General features: G+C 61.2%; 12 protein-coding genes. 6 read left to right on the forward strand and 6 right to left on the reverse strand.

Annotation, left to right across the window (positions count from 1 at the left end):
* Positions 1-2 precede the first annotated feature (2 nt).
* Together CRD15_RS07150 and CRD15_RS07155 are read right to left on the reverse strand one after the other, a co-directional pair.
* A complete protein-coding gene (locus tag CRD15_RS07150) occupies positions 3-3,440 on the reverse strand; it encodes an ABC transporter ATP-binding protein (RefSeq protein WP_237744536.1) in 3,438 nt (1,145 codons plus the stop codon).
* A 94-nt stretch (positions 3,441-3,534) separates the two neighbouring features.
* On the reverse strand, positions 3,535-4,302 hold the full coding sequence (locus CRD15_RS07155) for a hypothetical protein (protein ID WP_034978365.1): 768 nt from the start codon (positions 4,300-4,302) through the stop codon (positions 3,535-3,537).
* 87 nt (positions 4,303-4,389) lie between these two features.
* On the opposite strand from CRD15_RS07155, the gene CRD15_RS07160 reads away from it, so the two are divergent.
* On the forward strand, positions 4,390-5,904 hold the full coding sequence (locus CRD15_RS07160) for a carboxylesterase/lipase family protein (RefSeq protein WP_035000920.1): 1,515 nt from the start codon (positions 4,390-4,392) through the stop codon (positions 5,902-5,904).
* Between the two features lie 140 nt (positions 5,905-6,044).
* Positions 6,045-6,836: a hypothetical protein gene (locus CRD15_RS07165; RefSeq protein ID WP_043014835.1), complete on the forward strand. Its 792-nt coding sequence runs from the start codon at positions 6,045-6,047 to the stop codon at positions 6,834-6,836.
* Here CRD15_RS07165 and CRD15_RS07170 read toward each other — a convergent pair.
* Positions 6,833-7,321 (reverse strand): hypothetical protein, encoded by a 489-nt coding sequence (locus CRD15_RS07170; protein ID WP_034979224.1) that lies wholly within the window; start codon positions 7,319-7,321, stop codon positions 6,833-6,835. The two genes, CRD15_RS07165 and CRD15_RS07170, sit on opposite strands and share 4 nt — an antisense overlap.
* A 257-nt stretch (positions 7,322-7,578) precedes the next feature.
* Here CRD15_RS07170 and CRD15_RS07175 point away from each other — a divergent pair, with 257 nt between their 5' ends.
* The gene (locus tag CRD15_RS07175) at positions 7,579-8,937 is read left to right on the forward strand and encodes an FAD-dependent oxidoreductase (RefSeq protein ID WP_034979221.1); all 1,359 of its coding nucleotides are present in this window, start codon (positions 7,579-7,581) and stop codon (positions 8,935-8,937) included.
* A 47-nt stretch (positions 8,938-8,984) separates the two neighbouring features.
* Positions 8,985-11,204 carry a DEAD/DEAH box helicase gene (locus CRD15_RS07180; RefSeq protein WP_187402224.1) on the forward strand — a complete coding sequence of 740 codons (2,220 nt, stop codon included), beginning with the start codon at positions 8,985-8,987 and terminating at the stop codon, positions 11,202-11,204.
* A gap of 135 nt (positions 11,205-11,339) precedes the next feature.
* Here CRD15_RS07180 and CRD15_RS07185 read toward each other — a convergent pair whose 3' ends face one another.
* The 3 genes from CRD15_RS07185 to putP all read right to left on the reverse strand — a co-directional run bounded on the left by CRD15_RS07185 (position 11,340) and on the right by putP (position 14,305).
* Positions 11,340-11,825 carry a hypothetical protein gene (locus CRD15_RS07185; protein WP_035008539.1) on the reverse strand — a complete coding sequence of 162 codons (486 nt, stop codon included), beginning with the start codon at positions 11,823-11,825 and terminating at the stop codon, positions 11,340-11,342.
* A gap of 165 nt (positions 11,826-11,990) precedes the next feature.
* Positions 11,991-12,434 (reverse strand): HNH endonuclease family protein, encoded by a 444-nt coding sequence (locus CRD15_RS07190; protein ID WP_255463783.1) that lies wholly within the window; start codon positions 12,432-12,434, stop codon positions 11,991-11,993.
* A 290-nt stretch (positions 12,435-12,724) separates the two neighbouring features.
* Entirely contained in the window at positions 12,725-14,305 is a 1,581-nt protein-coding gene (gene putP / locus CRD15_RS07195; protein ID WP_034979212.1) for a sodium/proline symporter PutP, read from the reverse strand.
* A 533-nt stretch (positions 14,306-14,838) separates the two neighbouring features.
* Here putP and CRD15_RS07200 point away from each other — a divergent pair.
* Complete coding sequence (locus tag CRD15_RS07200; protein ID WP_255463784.1) at positions 14,839-17,610, forward strand: DEAD/DEAH box helicase; 2,772 nt, start codon at positions 14,839-14,841, stop codon at positions 17,608-17,610.
* On the forward strand, positions 17,603-18,613 hold the full coding sequence (locus CRD15_RS07205; RefSeq protein WP_187402227.1) for an SWIM zinc finger family protein: 1,011 nt from the start codon (positions 17,603-17,605) through the stop codon (positions 18,611-18,613). Before CRD15_RS07200 ends, CRD15_RS07205 begins: the two co-directional genes overlap by 8 nt.
* Positions 18,614-18,617 lie beyond the last annotated feature (4 nt).

Below are 18,617 nucleotides of genomic sequence, written 5' to 3' on the forward strand. Positions count from 1 at the left end.
TACTACAAACCCGCAGTTGGGCTTGGGGCGGCATTCCATAATTCAGCGTAGGCTCCGTCACGCTGGAGCAGCTCTTTGTGGGAGCCAATTTCTACGACTCGACCGTGTTCCATCACGACGATCGTGTCGGCTCGCGCGGCGGTGCGCAGCCGGTGGGCGACGATGAGTGCCGTGCGTTCGCGGGTAGCGAGGGCAATCGCCTCGACGATCTGCGCTTCCTCTTCGTCGCTGATGTTTGCCGTCGCCTCATCCAACAGCATGATCGCCGGGCGGATGTATTCGGCGCGTGCCAGGGCGATCATGTGCTTCTGGCCCGCCGATAGCGCGTGTGCGCCGGGGGAGATGTGGGCGCCCAGCCCGCCGGGGATCGTCTGCAGGATAGCTGCCCCGCCGATGCGCTCTACCGCAGCAAGCACGCTGCCGTTGTCGGAGCCATACGCGATGTTCTCCGCGACAGTTCCGGCGAAAAGTTGTGGTTCCTGGGGCACAGTGCCGATGCAACGTCGCCAGTCGCGCACGTCGAAGTTTCGGATATCCACCCCGTCGGCCAGGATCGCCCCTTCCGTCGGTTCCACGAATCGGTTGATCAATCGCAGCAGCGTGGTCTTGCCCGCCCCGGTTGCGCCGACCACGGCCGTGGTGCCGCGGAAGGTGTGGTTGATCTGCACGGTGGGTTCGCCATCGCCGTACTTGTACATGACGCCCTCACACCGGATCGCCGGGCCTGCCGACAACTCGGGCGTAGTTGGGTTCGCGGGTGCGGTGATTGCTGGTTGCTCGTTGAGGAGTTCCCGGATACGCGAGACACTTACGCTGGCCTGCTGGAACTGGTCGAATACCTGGGAAAGTTGCTGGATCGGCCCGAAGAGCATGGTGAGGTACAGGCTGAAGGCCACCAGTGCGCCCTCGGTGGTCTGTCCCTGTGCAACGAGGGTTCCACCGGCGCTGAGAACCGCGGCCTGCGCCAGCTGAGTCAACAGATTGATGCCGGGGAAGTAGAGGCTGACGGCAGTCTGCGAGTAGGTGCGCAGACGGAGGTATTGCCTGGATTCCTCATCCAGTCGACCCTGCAAAGTGGATCCGTAGTTGTAGGCCTGGCCGGTACTGAGCCCCATGAGGGCTTCTTGGAACGTTGCATTAACCTGGCTGACCTGGTTGCGTGCCCGGCTGTACAGGCGGCGGGAAATGATACGGAAGACGACTGTGGCGACCACGATGACGGGCAAGAACAGTGCCACTATTCCGGCCAAAGTTAGGTCGGTGGCCAGCAGCATGCCGACGATACCCAGTGCCAGGGAGGCGGACACGATCGTCTGCGATAGACCCGTTTGCAGGAAGTTGGACAGCGAATCGATGTCGGTCGTCAGACGAGTCATGATTCTGCCGCTGGCTTGGCGGTGAAACCACAGCAGATCCATGTCGGTGATGTGCCTAAAGAGTCTGTTGCGCAGTGCAAAGATCAGCTTCTCGCCGGTGAGGGTGGTGAGGATGGTGTTGGCGATCTGCGCCGCCCAGGAAGCTGCGACTACTATCAATGCGACCCCACAGGTAATCCAGAGCGCCTGCATATCGTTGGCCGCAACTCCGTGGTCGATGGCGTGGCGGATAAAGGTGGGGAGGGCGATGTCCGCGGCCGAGGACAGCAGCAGGGTCGCCACAACTGCCGCAATCAGACCCGGCACCATGCCGAACAGGGTGCGCAGGCGGAAACCATCGCCGCCGGACGGCAGGGAAAGATCCGCGATGTGCGGTTCGGCGGGCGGATATTCTGCGAGCTTCTCGGCCGAATTCTCTGCAGAATTCTCAGATGGCTGCTCGCTAACTGTGTCGTTTTCGGGGTTGGGACGCGCCGAGGGCAGAGTGATTACCTGGTCCGGATTGCGGAAGCCCCCGTCGGCTCGATGGCTGATGTAAACCACGGTGGGACGGGAAATGGTGGCGCGCAGGTTAGCTAGGATTGTCGCCTCGGTGGCCTGGTCGATGGCCGAGGTAGCGTCATCGAAAATGATCGTGTGTGGTTTACGCAGCAGCATGCGGGCGATGGCGATGCGCTGGCGCTGCCCTCCGGACAGGGTGATTCCGCGCTCGCCGACGATTGTGTCCAGCCCGCCAGCGTCCCTGATGAAAGTATCGGCGCAGGCCAGGCGCGCTGCTTCCCACACCTCCTGATCCGTGGCCGAATGACCGAGCAAGATGTTTTCCCGGATCGTGCCGGAATAGAGGAAGGCCTCATCCATCACCAGTGCGGGCCGGTAGGCTTCCCGAATCTCCAGCAGCGGAATCGACTGTGCAGATCGTCCCGACTCTGCCGACTCCCCGTCGGTGACTTCGATATCCTGCGCATCCACGCTGTTCAAACCGGCTAGAGCATGCGCCAGGCGCGTCTTCCCCGAGGCCACCGGTCCTTCCACGATGACGGTGCTGCCGGGGGAAATGTCCAGCCTTACTGGGGTGTTTCCCGGCGAGATGGGGACGAACCCCGAGAACCCCATCGGGCCGCGCACAGACGTGGTGCCGGTGGGGCGGGGCGGGGCGTCAATAATTTCAAAAATCCGATCCGCACACGGTTCGGTGACGTGCACATTGACCAGCATCCCCGCTGCCATTCGGGCAAGGCGCGCGATCATTGTGATGTACGTGGAGACAGCCAGGAAGTCTCCCACACTGATCGTGCCGCGCATCGCCAACCATCCGCCCAGCCCGATTGCGGCGACCAGAGCAACGTTTGGGAGGGCGGATAGAGCTGGCTGGAAGAGGGCACTCAGTTTTGCGACGCGCATGTTGATGCCGTAGTGCCTCGCCGATTCCCGCCTGTAGCGGGCGACCTCCCGGGGCTCCTGGGCGAAGCTCTTGACTACCTGGACCCCAGAGACCGTGCGGTCGACCTGCTCGGCGATCACCGCGGCCTGCTTCTGTGACGCCAACGACGGCTCGTACAGACGCGTGCGGGAGGCATAAGCCACCGCGAAGAGCAGGGGAATCTGCACCGCCACAATGCCTGCGATGGGAGGGGAGATCCAGAGAACCACGGCGAAGATCAGAACGAGCTCCAACATGCTGGTCGCCATCAACGGCAACATCGCTACCGTGCCCTGCACCTTCGTCAGATCGGTGATGGTGCGCGAAATGACCTGGCCAGTGCCGAAAGCTCGCCCCTGCTGCGCATCGACGGATTGGATCGCGCGGAACATCCGAGTGCGCAGGCTGTGCTGGGTGCGCACACTGAACGTACCGGCGAGGAACCGACGCAGCGACTGCACGACAAAACGCGCACAGGCAGCGGCCACCAGGAGCCCAATAGCGCGCCGGCTGCCATCCACAGAGGCACCCGCCAGGAGTGGCAAAAGCAGCTCGATGGCAGGAAGCAGCACCGAAAACACGACGACGGAAATGAACAACCATCGATGGTGTCGGGCGGCTTCTTGGATGACTCTGAACACGCCGATGATTCTAACGCGAGGGGCGGACCACCCCATACCGTCGAACAGCGGCTTCCTGGGGCTGGATGAGAGTTAGCCGCGAGCTGGGCGAGAACTAGAGGATCTTGTCAGCCTCGCGGATGAAGACATGCACGTTGTCGATCATGTGTTCCGCGATCTTGCGGTTGGCTTTAGCGCCTAGGTAGGCGCCGACGCCGAACGGCAGAACCTTCTTAAACATCGCCCCGCCGAAACGCTTGCGGACCTGGCGAAATGCGAAACGTCCCAGAACATTGTTGGCCTGTTTGAGCTCCACAGAGCTGGTATCCCGCAGCTTCCGCGTACCGCGCAGGTTGTTCGCAGCCTTCAGGGAACCGAACGTGTTGTCCTCGGCGATTGCCTGCACCGGTTCCTTGGCCGTAGCTCCAGAGATAGCCAGGTACACGACAGCACGGCGGGTTTCTTCCTTTGAGATATCAATGCCATGCAGCTCCGCGGAGGCCAGAGCGTACAGTGCGCATACCTCGACCAGCAGCGCGGATTCCGCGGTAATGCCAGCAAGTGAAAGCAACGTGCCCACGCCCGGCACGGCTGCCACGCCGCCGGTTCCCGCGCCGGAACCCGTGGCCAGGTTCTTAAAGTGCGTGTCTAGAACTTCCTGTTTGCGCTGCAGGCTGGCGTCGCCGTGCCTCTTTTCGATGTTGGCGACGTAGGAACGGATCAGCGGTTCCTGGACGGACACTGTCCGATCGATCGCGCCGAAGAATCGGCGAGCGATCGGCCCCGAAGGATAGGGGGCGCGCTGAGCTTGGTGAATCAGATCCGCAGTAGCTGCGGCTTCGTCGCGCGCATGGCCGGACTTGCCGAAATTGAAAATACCCATGTTTCCCAAGAGTAGGGCAAAACTTTGGCAGTAGTCGGCATAGGATGGTGGGACACCTTTGATGAAAGCAAGACAAAAGTAATACAGATGACGACTACAGGCGCCACGCGAATAGAAACCTCTGGCGGCACCGTGCACGGCGTGCAGATCGATGGGGTGCGGACGTGGCGGGGCATCCCCTTCGGTGCGGCAGAACGCTGGAAGGCACCACACCCTGTGCATTGGGAAGGGGAGTGGCCTGCGGATGAGTACGGAAATGTTGCTCCCCAGACGGCTTACAACTGGAAAGACGAGGTCATCGGCGACGAGGATTGCCTGAATCTGGACATCGTCCGGCCAGATACGGAAGACAAGCTGCCGGTCGTGGTATTCCTCCACGGCGGCGGGTTCTTCGCCGGTGCCTCGCACACAGCCGTACTGCGTGGCCATAACTTCGCCAAAGAGCTAGACGTGGTTTACGTTGCCCTGAACTTTCGCCTGGGAGCCCTGGGGTATGTGGACTTGAGTTCGCTGGAGGTGCCGGACGCCCACGATTGCGAGGCCAACCCCGCAACCCGCGACCAGATCCTGGCGCTGCAATGGGTGCAACGCAACATCGAGAGTTTTGGCGGCGACCCGAACAACGTGGTGTTGATGGGCGAGTCCGCTGGAGGCACGTCTGCAGCGGCCCTCATGGCAATGCCCGCGGCACGAGGGCTGTTCCACCGGGTGATCCTGCAGTCCGCGCCAGTCATGAGCGTGCACACGAACGCGCAGTCGAACCTGTGGGCGCGGAAGCTGGCTCAATATTCCGGACTGGTGCCGCGCACGACCTCCATCGCCGAGCTGCGTGCCTTGCCCTTTGCAGATGTCGTTCGCGCCGGGCAGCAGATGCTGTGGAAAGGGCGCGGTTTGCGGCAGCTGAACGCTGCTTTTGGTATTGCTATCGACGGCGAGTTGTTGTCGCAGCACCCGCTGGACGTGTTCGAACAATCGCTGCAGCAGCGCATTCCGCTGCTCATTGGTACGAACAACGATGAGCTGTCGGCGGCGCAGATTCTGTTCTTCTCTAAGTCCGCGCGGCTGAGGACTGCCCGCGAGATGCTGCGCGCCCATGACCCGGCGTTAGCCGAGGACATCGAGGCTGCCTACGGAGATATTGGACGCCGTGGCGTGTTCGCGCAGATGCTGACGGACGCTGTGTTTTGGGCTCAATCCGTACGGCTGGCCGAGTTGCACCAGGCGGCCGGGGCGCCCGTGTGGATGTATCGCTTTGATTACGCGCCCACGATGTTGCGCCGCCTTGGTGTGGGAGCGATGCACTCGATGGAGCTGTCGGCCCTTTTTGGTGACGCCAAATCCTCGAAAGCCAGCTTCGTGTTGGGCGATGAGCTGGCCGTGGTGTCCGAACACATGCAACGATCCTGGAAGAGCTTCATCTGGGACGCACACCCTGGGTGGGAGCCCTACACCGCGATGTACCGTGCCACGCAGATTTTCGAGCGGGAGACCCGCATGGAGGAGGATCCGCGGGCGCCGTTCCGGCGTGTGTGGGAGGAATTCGATATGCGGGGCTGGAACGGGGATGAAAGCTCCGTGGCGATGCCCAGACCGGGACGATAAGCAGGGGCGTAAAGAAAGTCGTTTTGTGTGGGGACGCTTTGGTGTAGATCGGGTTACTATGGTGGCCAAGTCACGGATTGCACGTTGTGGCCGGGGCGAAAAAACACCTCAAACACCTCAAACACTAGGAGACATTGGCTGTGGGTTTCTACGAGGACATTGCGAAAGCGCTGGACACTGAGGGTATTGAGTCTCGCGTAAATGATGGAATGCTGTTTGTGCCGATCGCCCCGGAGCTGGAGATCCAGTTCCAGCAGATCGAGCAGACCGGTACGACGGCAGGCATTGATTCGGCCAATGTCTTCCTGGCTAAGGGGGAGCTAGACGAGGAAGAGGGGATTGAGGAGTTTGAGGCCACCCTGGTCGGCGTGGTCTTCTCTGTGGAGGCTGCGGTCGCGGAGGTTTCCCGGTACATCGCTACCGATCAGAGCATTACCGTTTTGCACGACCTGCTGGAGGGTACCGACGATCGTATCTCTGACCTGGAGTTCGAGCAGGATCTGATTGAACCGATGCTGGTGCGTGCGGAGGTCGGAACCGACTCCATGATCACCGTGCTGCTGGGATCGGGTTCCGATGAGCCCGAGGCTACCGTGACCTTCGTTACCTTCGGTGAGGACTACGACGAGCTGATCGACCAGGCTGTAGCGGAACTGGAAGCGGATGAGACGCTGACGGACTTCGAGCGCGAAATGATGTACCAGAACGTGCTGGAGGACGCCGCCGAGATGACCCAGGAAACTCTGGAGCTTGGCACCTTCAAGGATTTCGACCAGCTCTTTAACGCCCTGGCGGTAGCGCAGGTGCAGGCCACCGAGTGGGAGGAGCTGCTCGTTCCACTGGAGGACTACCCGTTCGACGATGAAGACTTCGACGAAGATTTCGACGGAGAAGACTTCGATGACGAGGACGACGAGGAGGACGAGGACTAGGCCACCTGCGGAGTCGAGCTATCGCCCGCCCGCAGATCCTCCTTAGTCATCAGTGCATGCCACGTCAGGCGCACCTGCCGCTGGTGGTCGTTATCCCTGAATTCCTGCGGGTCCTCCTTTACGGTCCACGCCTGCCCAAGGATCAACTCCAATAGCCGTGCCGAACTGTGGGTCATCCAGCGGGGGCCTTCCACGGATGCCGTGACCAGGAAAAGTTCTTGCCCAGTGGGTGCTGAGCTCTGGGAGAGCCTGCGCCACATCAGGGGCGACATGCGGCGCCGGGAAATGTGTACCACCGCGGTGGATTCGCCCGCTCCAACGTAGAAGCTGGGTGCCCGCCAGCCGGGTGTAATGCGAATCAAGCTGCGTGGATGGCGCAGGATTGCGCGGGCTTCCTGCGCAGTACGGTGAGGTTCGCCCAAGCCAAAACGGCGTACCGCAGTGGAGGCGTTGATGGTGCGCGACGTGGTGATGCGGGAATTCATGGTGCTGTTCACTTCCTTTGCTTCAGGCTTGTGTTGTGCCGGGGCTCCACGGTGGAGATCCGTCGGCAGTGGCTTGCGTTCAAGGGCGAACACTAGGGGAGGGGGCGGACAAGGTGGCGTCACTAAGAAAAAATAATAGAACAAACAATCGAATAAGGGAAGATGGTTTGAACGACCGAACGCGGCGCCCGGTGCGATAGCATGGGGCGAAGAAAACGTGGGCAGACAGTCGAGCGACAGTTTTGGGAGCGACGAATATGGCACAGGGCACGGTAGGTGGCAACACGCAGAATGTAGCCATCGTCGGTGGCGGGCTGGCTGGTCTGGCTGCCGCTCGTACTTTGCGTAAAAGTGGTGTGACCTGCACTGTCTTTGAGGCAAGTGACCAGCTGGGCGGGCGGGTCCGCTCGGAGAAGATTGACGGCATCACTGTCGATCATGGGCTGCAGACATTTAACTCCTGGTACCCGGCGGTGAAGGAACTGCTGCAGCCAGGCGAGTACTCTGCCCTGGGGATTCGCTATTTCCAGCCTGCGATCCAGACACTCACAGATGACGGGTTGGCGCTTGTCTGTGACCCGATCCGCGCACCGCACCTGATTCCCCGCCTGATGCGATCCAAGGCGCGCAGTGCACTATCCTTCCGCGACCTTATTGCCCTGCGTAAATGGCTAAGGTCTGAACTGTCCCACCGCTCCAGCCTGGAGCTGCGGACGATCAAGCAACGGCACATGGACGAGGACGTGAAGGTCTGCGAGTCGCTCGACCAGCGTGGCGTGCACCGGCGCACCCGCGCGGTGGCGATCGATCCGCTGCTGCGCGCGTTTCTCTTCGATGCGGAGGGTGAGTCTTCGGCGATCTTTGCCAAGTGGATGGTCGGTACCCTGCTGCGAGGCAACTTGGCTGTGCTGGAAAACGGCATGGGGGACCTGGTGACGATGCTGGCGCGCGTGCCCGGTGTGGACTACCGGCTGAATTCACCGATCGTGCGGATCGTAGAGGACGGCGATGGCGTGCGCGTGACAGTTGGCGCGGAGGGTGAAGGTACCGACAAGGGGTCTGGCAGCACCGAGCATTTTTCCCACGTCATCGTTGCCGTCGGCCCGAAGCAGGAAACGAAGCTGTTGGGCTCACCCGAGGTACCTACGGCCAGCGTGTCTTCCTGGTGGTTCGTCTCTGATGAGCCAGTGGCCGACGAGGCATTGTTCGCCGTCGACGGCACCCGCAGCACCCCCATTACCTCCGCCACGGAAGTGACAGCCGCTGCGCCGAGCTATGCGCCGGGCAAGCACCTGGTGGCCTGCAACCACGTGCACCCGCGCGGAGCTAACCCTGCGGACGGGCCGAACGTCGATGAAATGCAGCGCGGTCTGGGCACCCTGTTCGGTGTTGATCCTTCCGGTTGGGAGCTGGTGGCGGAGCAAAAGTTTATTGACGCCATCCCGCTTATCCTCCCCAAGAGCCTGCAGCGCATAGGCAAGAAGATCGGGGAGCGGGAACTTCAAGGCAGTCGCATCGCCCTGGCAGGCGCCCAGCACGCGACGCCGAGTATCGACGGGGTACTCCGAAGTGGACAGCGCGCAGCCAACCATGTGATCAAGCAGTTAGGCCTCTAGGTCTGTAAATCGCTTTATCCTTCCAGTGCGCGTAGGCTTGGGCAACGATGAGTGATACTGAAAACGTCACCGGCGACGTAAACCAGCCGGCCAATGACGAGGTGGTATCTCAGAGTGAACTGCAGGGTGACATCACGGAGAATTCTTCGCAGGATTCTGCCGTAGAAGAGCAAGAGTCACAGAGTGTGACCAATGAGGCAGTAGAGTCTGAGAACGCCGAAGCGAAAGTTCCAGATAACGACCCAGACAACGACCCGGACAAGACCCCAGACAAGGGCGACGAGCGACCCTCTTTTGACGGCCTAGGACTACCAGACAACGTTCTAGCTGCGGTCAAGAAGGTCGGTTTCGAAGTACCATCCCCGATTCAGGCAGAGACCATTCCGGTGCTGATGGAAGGCCACGACGTGGTCGGCCTCGCTCAGACCGGTACCGGTAAGACGGCAGCATTTGCGCTGCCGATTCTGTCCCGCATTGACGTGTCGAAGCGTCACCCCCAAGCGCTTGTATTGGCGCCGACGCGCGAGCTTGCGCTGCAGGTTGCCGAGAGCTTCCAGTCTTTCGCCGAGCACCTGGGTGGCATTCACGTGCTGCCGATCTACGGCGGCCAGGCTTATGGCGTGCAGCTGTCCGGCCTGCGCCGTGGCGCGCACATTGTGGTTGGTACCCCCGGCCGTGTGATTGATCACCTGGAAAAGGGTAGCCTGGATATCTCCGAGCTGCGCTTCATGGTGCTCGACGAAGCCGACGAGATGCTGAACATGGGCTTCCAGGAGGATGTCGAGCGCATCCTGGAGGATACGCCCAGCGACAAGCAGGTTGCGCTGTTCTCTGCGACGATGCCCTCCGGCATTCGCCGCCTATCGAAGCAGTACCTGAATGATCCGCAGGAAATCACGGTCAAAGCTACTCAGCGGACTAGCGAAAACATCGAGCAGGATTACCTGTTGGTCAGCCACCGCGACAAGCTGGACGCGCTGACCCGCATCCTCGAGGTCACTGAGTTCGAGGCCATGATCATGTTCGTGCGCACGAAGAACGAGACCGAGGAGCTGGCCGAGCGCCTGCGCGCCCGCGGTTTCAACGCGGCTGCCATCAATGGCGATATCCCGCAGAACCTGCGTGAACGCACTGTGGACCAGTTGAAGGACGGCCGCTTGGATATCCTCGTGGCCACCGATGTTGCTGCCCGCGGCCTGGATGTCGATCGCATCACGCACGTGTTCAACTACGACATTCCGCACGATACCGAGTCCTATGTGCACCGCATTGGTCGCACGGGCCGTGCAGGTCGCAAGGGTCGCGCTATTTTGTTTGTGACGCCCCGTGAACGCCGCCTACTGAAGGCCATCGAAAGGGCAACTAAGTCTCGGTTGAATGAGATTGAGCTGCCCACGGTGGACGCGGTGAACGAGGCTCGCAAGGAGAAGTTCCGCGACAGCTTGACCGAGTCTCTGGCAGATCCGCAGATCGGCATCTTCCGCGACCTGGTTAAGGAATACGCGGAGTCCAACGAGGTGGAGCTTGCGGATATCGCTGCAGCTCTGGCCGCCCAGCTGCAGGCGGGTGAGGATTTCCTGATGAAGGAGAAGCCGAAGGAGGAGCGCCCGCGGCGCCGCCGGGAGGACCGCTATGGCGACGATTCCCGCAACGGCGGCGGAGCCTACAGGCCGATCGACGAGCGCTTCAACAAGGAAGCTCCGCGCATCACGGACCGCAGTGGCAAGGAATTTGCCGTGTACCGTCTGTCGGTGGGGCACCGTCAGCGAGTCCGCCCGGGTGCCATCGTGGGTGCTTTGGCCAACGAGGGCGGTATGAACTCCCGCGACTTCGGTCGTATCAGCATTTTCGCGGAGCACTCCCTGGTGGAGCTTCCGGTGGATCTGCCGATGGAGGTCTTCCACGCGCTGGATCAGACCCGCGTGTCCGGCCAGTTGATCAATATCGAACCGGATCCGGGTGCGCCGTCTGGCCGTCCGGGCAGCCATAAGCGCCAGCACCGCAATGACTTCGGCGATCGCGATCGTGGCGACCGCGGTGGGCGTGGTTATGATCGTGGCGGACGTGGCGACCGTGATCACGGTGGCCGCGGCGACCGCGGAGGACGGGACCGCGGCGGTCGCGGGTTCGACCGCCGGGACGACCGTGGTAATTGGAATGGCCGCGGTGGTCGCGATCGAGGTGGTCGCGATGACCGTAATGGCCGCGGTGGTCGCGGCGGACATGGTTTTAAGGGGGACCGCGGGCACCGAGGCGGCCGCCACTAACAATGAAGGCCGGCGCCCCTTGGTAGGGGTGTCGGCTCTTTTGCGCCCTAGAAGGCTGTCCCAGCGCCATCAAACAAAAACGCACCCCGAGGGGTGCGTTTTTCGGTCTGAGCGACCGTCTAAAAAATTCTTTGGCTAGATGAACATCAGGATTGCAGTGATCAGCCACAGCAGATTGAAGATGCCGGCGAACATTGCAGCCTGACCCGGGATCTTGGAGGTATCTGCGTCCGCAGCCTTGGCAGCTTCAGCCTCGGAAGCCGGAGCGTCGCCAGCCTCGACAGCATTCAGTGCAACCAGACCTTTGCGCTGGCTGGGGATAACCAGGGCGATCAGGATGCCCCAGGCGACGATCGCCAGCAGTAGGGCGAAGTGCAGGGCGTGCTCCTTCATTGCTCCATCGACGGTGAAGAATGCAACCAGGCCCAGCACTGGAACCAGCAGAGAGACGAACCCGTATGCGCGGGTGATGCGGTGAACCAGGCGCAACGCGCCAACAGCAGCTTGGTCGCCGGACTGCGCCTTGCGGAACTGCGGGGCGTACATGGAAGAAGAGATGGCAACGGGGCCGATCAGCAGGATCGCAGCCAGAACGTGAAGGGCAACAATAAAAGTAGACATGTCCTCTACTTTGACAGATCAGCAGGTGACTTGTCACTTTGACAGTCCACCCATTCCCGCACGTCCGCCGGGCGCTTCATACGCCACAGAGCTACCCCAGAGCTACCGCAGAGCGAACCCTGAGCGAACCTAGAGCGACCACGGAGCATAAGCGAGGGGGCAAAGTTAAATGTCGCAGGCTTCACGAGCAGCGCGCGCATCTGCCTCCGCCAAAGCCAGGCCATAGTCGCCGATTACCCGCACGAAGCGTGCGCTATAAGCACACTGATCCACGGGAGGCAGCCACTCGCTCAGCGTGGCATCGGACTTTTCCCGGTTCACCGCAGAGTCCGTGACCACCAAGTTCCGCAGCGTATCGTTGGCAAACTCTTGCCGTTGCGCCTCCGGCCATGCATAGGCTCCCAGGTCCCACGCCGCCGCTAGTGGGACGATGTGGTCGATGTCGACGTTCTGGCGGTCCATGTCGTGATGTGTATAGGGATCGACGCCCCTTCGTTCCCCCGATTCACCGCCTGCGTTGTTGCTGGCACATCCGCCGGAGGAATCTCCGAAGGTTTGCACCAACAACAGGTGGCGGGTGGTGCAGATGCCCAGGTTTGTGACTTGCATGCCCCATCCATCGCCGAAGCGTTCCCGCGAATAGCCAATCACCCGAGGACGGGCAGGAATTTGGTGGATGCGTTGCAGGTATTCCGTGACTGCTTGTTGATCTTGGGGGTGGTGACGATGTGGCGTCCTCACCCAAGCAACACCAGCGACCAGTATGGCCAGGAGAAGGCAGTAGATGGTGAAGGGGTCGGGGCGAAAGAGAGTGGGGCGGGAAGGAGGCAAGAAAAAGCGCCGCATGCAGTAATAGACTGCAGCGGCGCTAGAAAGGTTCGCTCAAGAAAACGGTTGGATTACTTGGCGGTAACCTCGGCGGCTTCCTCGAAGTCGATGTCCTTCTTGGCGGCAATCTTGGACAGCTTGGCTGCCTCGTCGAAGGTATCGGTAATTGCCTTGGAGGGTGCCTTCGTGAGCAGGGTGACGGTGACCATGACGAGGACGTTCAGTGCCACGCCCGGGATCATCTCGTACAGGCCGAACGGCTTTTCCATGACGCCGAACTGCGGCAGGCCACCCCAGATGAAGGCCAGGATGGCGCCGGAGACGAGACCTGCGGCGGCACCCGTAGCGTTGAGTCGGCGCCAGTACAGCGAAGCCAGGATTACCGGGCCGAAGGAGGCGCCGAAGCCCGCCCAGGCGAACTCGACCAGGCCAAGAATTCCGGACTCCGGGTTAAGAGCAATCACGCCGGCGAAGATAGCGACAACCAGCACGGAGATTCGAGAGAGATTCTTCAGGGACTGGTCGGACGCATTCTTGTTGATCAGGCCGTTGTAGATGTCCTCGATCAGCGCGGAGGAAACAACCAGCAGCTGAGAGGAAATGGTGGACATGATCGCTGCCAGAACGGCGGTCAGGATCAGACCAGCCAATAGCGGGTGGAATAGGATGCGACCCATGTCCAGGAAGATAGATTCGAATTTATCCTGGTCATTGATGGCGATGGAGGGGTCCATGCCGAAGAATGCAGGGCCGATGATGGCGACCATGACGGAGCCGACCATGCACAGGAACATCCAGCCGACACCGTAGCGCATACCTGCGCGGGCATCGGACGGGCTACGCAGCGCCATGAATCGCACGATGATGTGCGGCTGGCCGAAGTAGCCGAGACCCCACGCGGCGTTGGAGATGATGGTGATGAAGGAAACGCCGGTAAACAGGGAGAACCAGTCCGGGTTCGGCTCAATGGAATCGAGGCCGTAAGAGTTTTCCAGCTGGTAGGTCCAGATCGCGCCCGGATCATCCATGTGCAACAGTGCCATGACCGGCACCAGGAGCAGGGAGACGAACATGATGCAGCCCTGGACGGTATCGGTGAAGGATACGGCCAGGAAGCCACCGATGAAGGTATAAGCCACGGTGACGGCGGCGATGATAATCATGCCGGTCAGGTAGTCGCCCTCGAAGGTGGACTCGAAGTAGACGCCACCGGCGACCATGCCGGAGGCTACGTAGAAGGTGAAGAACACCAGGATGATGATGCCGGCGGCGATGCGCAGGAAGTGGCTGCGGTCGTTAAAGCGATTCTCCAGGAAGGAAGGGATCGTGATGGAGTTGTTCGCCACCTCGGTGTAGGAGCGCAGGCGCGGAGCGGTGACGATCCAGTTCACGGCGGCACCGATCAGCAGGCCGATGGCCATCCATGTTCCGCCAAAACCTGTCGCATAGATGAGGCCCGGCAGGCCCATCAACAGCCAGCCGGACATGTCTGAAGCGCCGGCGGACAAAGCGGCGACGAAGGGGTGCAGGTTGCGTCCGCCGAGCATGTAATCCTCATACTCGTCGGTCTGGTTGAAACTATAAAGTCCAATCAGCAGCATGATGAACAGATAGATCACCATGGCTATGACAAACCATGTCTGGTCAGCCATAAACAGTCATCTCCTCAAGTTGAATGTATAAGTTCTATACGTCAGCTTTCGGGCTCTCTGTGCTCCGAAGTACAGAAGGCGCGCGCATGTGTGACGCGCACAACTCCGTATCCACGTTAGCGAACAGTTCTGCGCTGCGAAGGTTGTCTGGGGTACGTGGTAAAACTTCCACCATGGGATACACGCATCAGATGCACGTTGTTGCACCCACATCGGGCGGGCTGTGGTTGTGGGTAGAGCGCGTTGCAGGCCACGGGGTGGTGCTCGATATCGATGAACTTGAATCAGGCGATCTGCCTGCGGTTTGTATGGAAATCCTGGGGTCCCGACCGTGGCGAAATCGGGGTGGAATGTGGTTGGCCACGCCCCGTGGGCGGGTGAAGGAATTGCCGGTTCCTGCGGTGGCTCTAACGCCCGAAGAATCTGTTGGGTTAATGGGGGAATTATGCGAGTATGCGAATAATAATATTAGTTCTGGGCAGGGTACTAAATCTGGACTGATCGATGGACTCGGTGCGGAAGTTACATTTCTTATGCAGCTCTGCACTTTCGTTGAGGAAGCGGTACTTGCTGGGCGGGTAATGGTGCGCATGGAACGCGTCGACGATCAGTGGTTCCCCCGGTGGACTCTGTCGCCGGCGGGCGACCACATGCGGGTGCTGCAAGAATTCCGCACGCGCGTGCCTGGGGTGCTCACGCGAAACGGCGGCGCCGATGTGGTGGAGCGGATTGCCGACGAGTTTGCTCACTGGATCGCTGTGGCGCACCTGCGCCGCGAGCTGGGCGACTTTACCTCCGACTTCGTCCGCGCCCTGGCGACGGGCACGGCCACCCGACGTGGAGGGGCCAGCACCGTCGTCAACCTGGGGCAGTGGCGGCGCGAGGCTGAAGCGCAGGCCGGGCAGCTGGTCTTTCTGTTGTCTACTCCGTCGGAGGTGCAGGAAGAACAGGAAGAACCGGAAGAAGAGACCGGCGACAATCCAGCAGTAGGTGGTGCTGCGCCGAGTTGGTGGCTACAGATCGCCTATTCGCTGAATGGTGGCCCCTTTGAGCCCCTCAACCCCGCCACCATGGACGAAGAGCTCAGGGAGCAGGTCATCCGTGGCCTCTACCGGGCAGAGGAGGCGTGGAAAGAGTTCAACCCGCACGTGCGTAGCCTGCTGACGTGGATCAACATTGGCGCGAATCCGCAGCAGCGGGGATGGTGGCGTCCAGAAGAATTGCCGAGCGAACAGCCGACCTTGGGCACGAACCTGGACATCACCGAGCTCGCGAGCTTCCTAGAAGAAGGAGCGCCGGCGCTGCGGGAGGCCGGGTTCGGCGTGATGATCCCGCGCGAATGGGGCAAGGTGCGTCCGCGGGTGAAGGCGACGGCGACTCCGGTGGGGCAGGGACCGGGATCGGGAAAGTTGGGGATGGACCAGCTGATGAACTTCTCGTGGGAACTCAGCCTGGGCGGCGATGGTGCCGACGGTGCTGGTGGGGTAGACGGGGATCTCGACGAGGCCACGCGCCAGGAGTTGCTCAATGCGGCCGAAGCGATCGTGCGCATCAACGGCGAATACGTGTTCCTGGATCAGGAGGCCCTGTCTGCCGCCCGCAAGTGGTTCGCGGAGGTGACAAAGGAGCAGGAGCAGGATGCGCCCGTCGGCGACGTCACCGTTAGTGTGCGGGACATTGTGGAAGCCGACCTGTTAAGCGCCGCCGAGGTGGTCGATGCCGACCATGAGTTCCGGGTGGTTGCCGACGGATGGGTGGCGCGACTGCTGGATGGTGAGGCGCAATTGGATCCTCCGGAGCCGGTGCAGGTGCCCGCTGCGGTGCGAACCACGCTGCGCGACCACCAGCGCCGCGGTTTAAGCTGGCTGGCCTGGATGCACCGCCACCGCATCGGCGCGATCCTGGCCGATGACATGGGTCTGGGCAAGACTCTGCAGGTGCTGTCGCTGCTGGCATGGGAGCGTGATGTCGACGACTGCGTAGGTCCGACCCTTGTCGTTGCGCCCACCACCGTTGTGGAAGCGTGGCGTGCCGAGGCCGCGCTGCACGTGCCGAGTCTGAAGGTCCTGGTCGATCACGGTTCGGGGTTGCTCACTGATGAGGAGTTTGGTGACGCCACGTCTCGGGGGCTAGAAGGCACAGCGAAGCAGCCGGATCTGGTGGTGACAACCTACGGGCGCGTTGCCCGGAACACTGCCCGTTACCAGCAAGTTCAGTGGGGAAGAGTGGTAGCCGACGAGGCGCAGGCGATTAAGAACCCGGCGACGAAGCAGTCCCGGGCGGTGCGCTCGCTGGGAGCTGCGACCCACATTGCGTTGACGGGCACCCCGGTGGAAAACCGGTTGAGCGACCTGTACGCCATCATGGACTTCGCGAACCCAGGGATCTTCGGATCCGCCGCGGCATTCCAGAATCGCTTGGCTATCCCCATTGAGCGCTACGGGGATGAGGAAGCCAAGCGGCGGTTACGTGGGCTGGTACAGCCGTTTATTCTGCGCCGGTTGAAGGGCGACGCCGCGATTGGTCTGGACTTGCCGGAGAAGCAGGACATCGTAGAGCGCGTTCCATTGTCTAGGGAACAGGCGGCGCTGTACGAGTCCTTCATTAAGGACATGGAGATGCGCCTGCAGCTGCCCGGCGGCAAACGGCGCGCCAACATCCTGGGCGCATTGGTGAAGATCAAGCAGATTTGTAACCACCCGGCGCATTTTGCGGGTGACGGGTCGGGGATTTTGGCAGACGGGAAGCACCGTTCGGCGAAGATCGAGCGCATCTTCGAGATTACCGGCCAGGCGCTGGAACAAGGCAAGAAGGTACTGATGTTCACCCAGTTCCCGACATTCGGCAAGATGCTGGCGCCGGAACTGCAGAGCACCTTCGGCGTGGAGGTTCCCGTGCTGCACGGCGGCCTGTCGCGTGCCAAGCGCACGCAGATGGTCCGCGTTTTCCAGAGCGCCGATGGGCCGCCGATTATGATCCTGTCGGTGCGGGCGGGCGGTACTGGCATCACCCTGACCGAAGCCTCGGTAGTGATTCACATCGACCGCTGGTGGAATCCGGCGGTGGAAGACCAGGCCACAGATCGCGCCTACCGAATCGGCCAGAACAAGTCCGTGGAGGTTTATAAGCTGGTGGTGCAGGGCACCATCGACGAAAGAATCCACGACATCATCATGAGCAAACGCGAGCTGGCGGGGGACATTGTCGGTGCAGGCGAAGGGTGGATCGCCAACCTCGATGACGCGGAGCTCAGTGAACTGCTGCAGCTGCGCGAGTCCACCCAGCTGGAGGATAACGATGGTTAACAAGCAGCCGAGGAAACGCACGCGCACCGATGCGACCTGGGGTGAGAACGTGGTGCTCGCCGATTTTGGAGCTAAACGACGCCAGGAGATGAACCGCCTGCGCGATCAGCACGGCACGCACATCCGCGGTGAGGATAGCTGGGCTAGTTCGCAGCTGATGGAGGCAATATCTAGGTCGACGGATTCCGGCCGCCTGGCGCGCGGTCGAGAGTACTTCCGGGGCGGGAAGGTCCTGAGCGTGGAGTTTGCGGAGAACGTCGTAGCAGGCTTGATCCACGGCTCGCAGTTGGAGCCGTTTGAAACGTCCATTCATCTGCGCGGGCTTACGGATCGGCAGAGGGATTTCGTGCACCACGAGATGCTGACCGATAGCTCGCATGTCCGCTCCCTCCTGGGTGGCGGCGCGCCGGGCTTGGACGTTGCATCGGTGCTGCTACATCCCGGGCACGTCAACCGGGTGAGCTGTACGTGCCCGGACAAGTCCGCGATCTGCAAACACGTGGTGGCGCTGGCCTACTCGGCGGCTGAGAGGCTGGATCGGGACCCCAGTCTCCTTCTGAAATGGCGGGGATTGAACCCACAGGAGCTGCTGCGCCCAGTGCAGGGCTGGGGTGGCGGGGGCGTGGGGGCGTCCCCAAATAGGCAACCGCAAGAACAGGAACGCTTAGACAAGCAGGCTAACCAGCCGGAACAAGTCGATTCGGAAGCATTCTGGGGCACGTCGGCGGAACCAATCGAATGGGAGCCGCTGCGGTGGGAATCCGGGATGGAACAGGGTGACCAGAAGGCTTTGAATGAGGCTCTGCGGTCGGTGACATGGCATGCGGTAGATCAGCTGAAGGCGAAGCACGAGCTGGAGGTTTGCTACGAAACCTTAGAAAATGTCGAACCTATGTTCTATTATGAAACTAGGTTGTCCGGGTCGATTGATAAAACTGCGGACGAGGTAAGCGGCGAGGACGGAACGAATAGTACGGAAAGAACAGGTAGGGCAGACACGTGACACA

Source organism: Corynebacterium sp. LK28, assembly GCF_014335105.1.
In the GTDB taxonomy this organism is placed as follows: domain Bacteria; phylum Actinomycetota; class Actinomycetes; order Mycobacteriales; family Mycobacteriaceae; genus Corynebacterium; species Corynebacterium macclintockiae.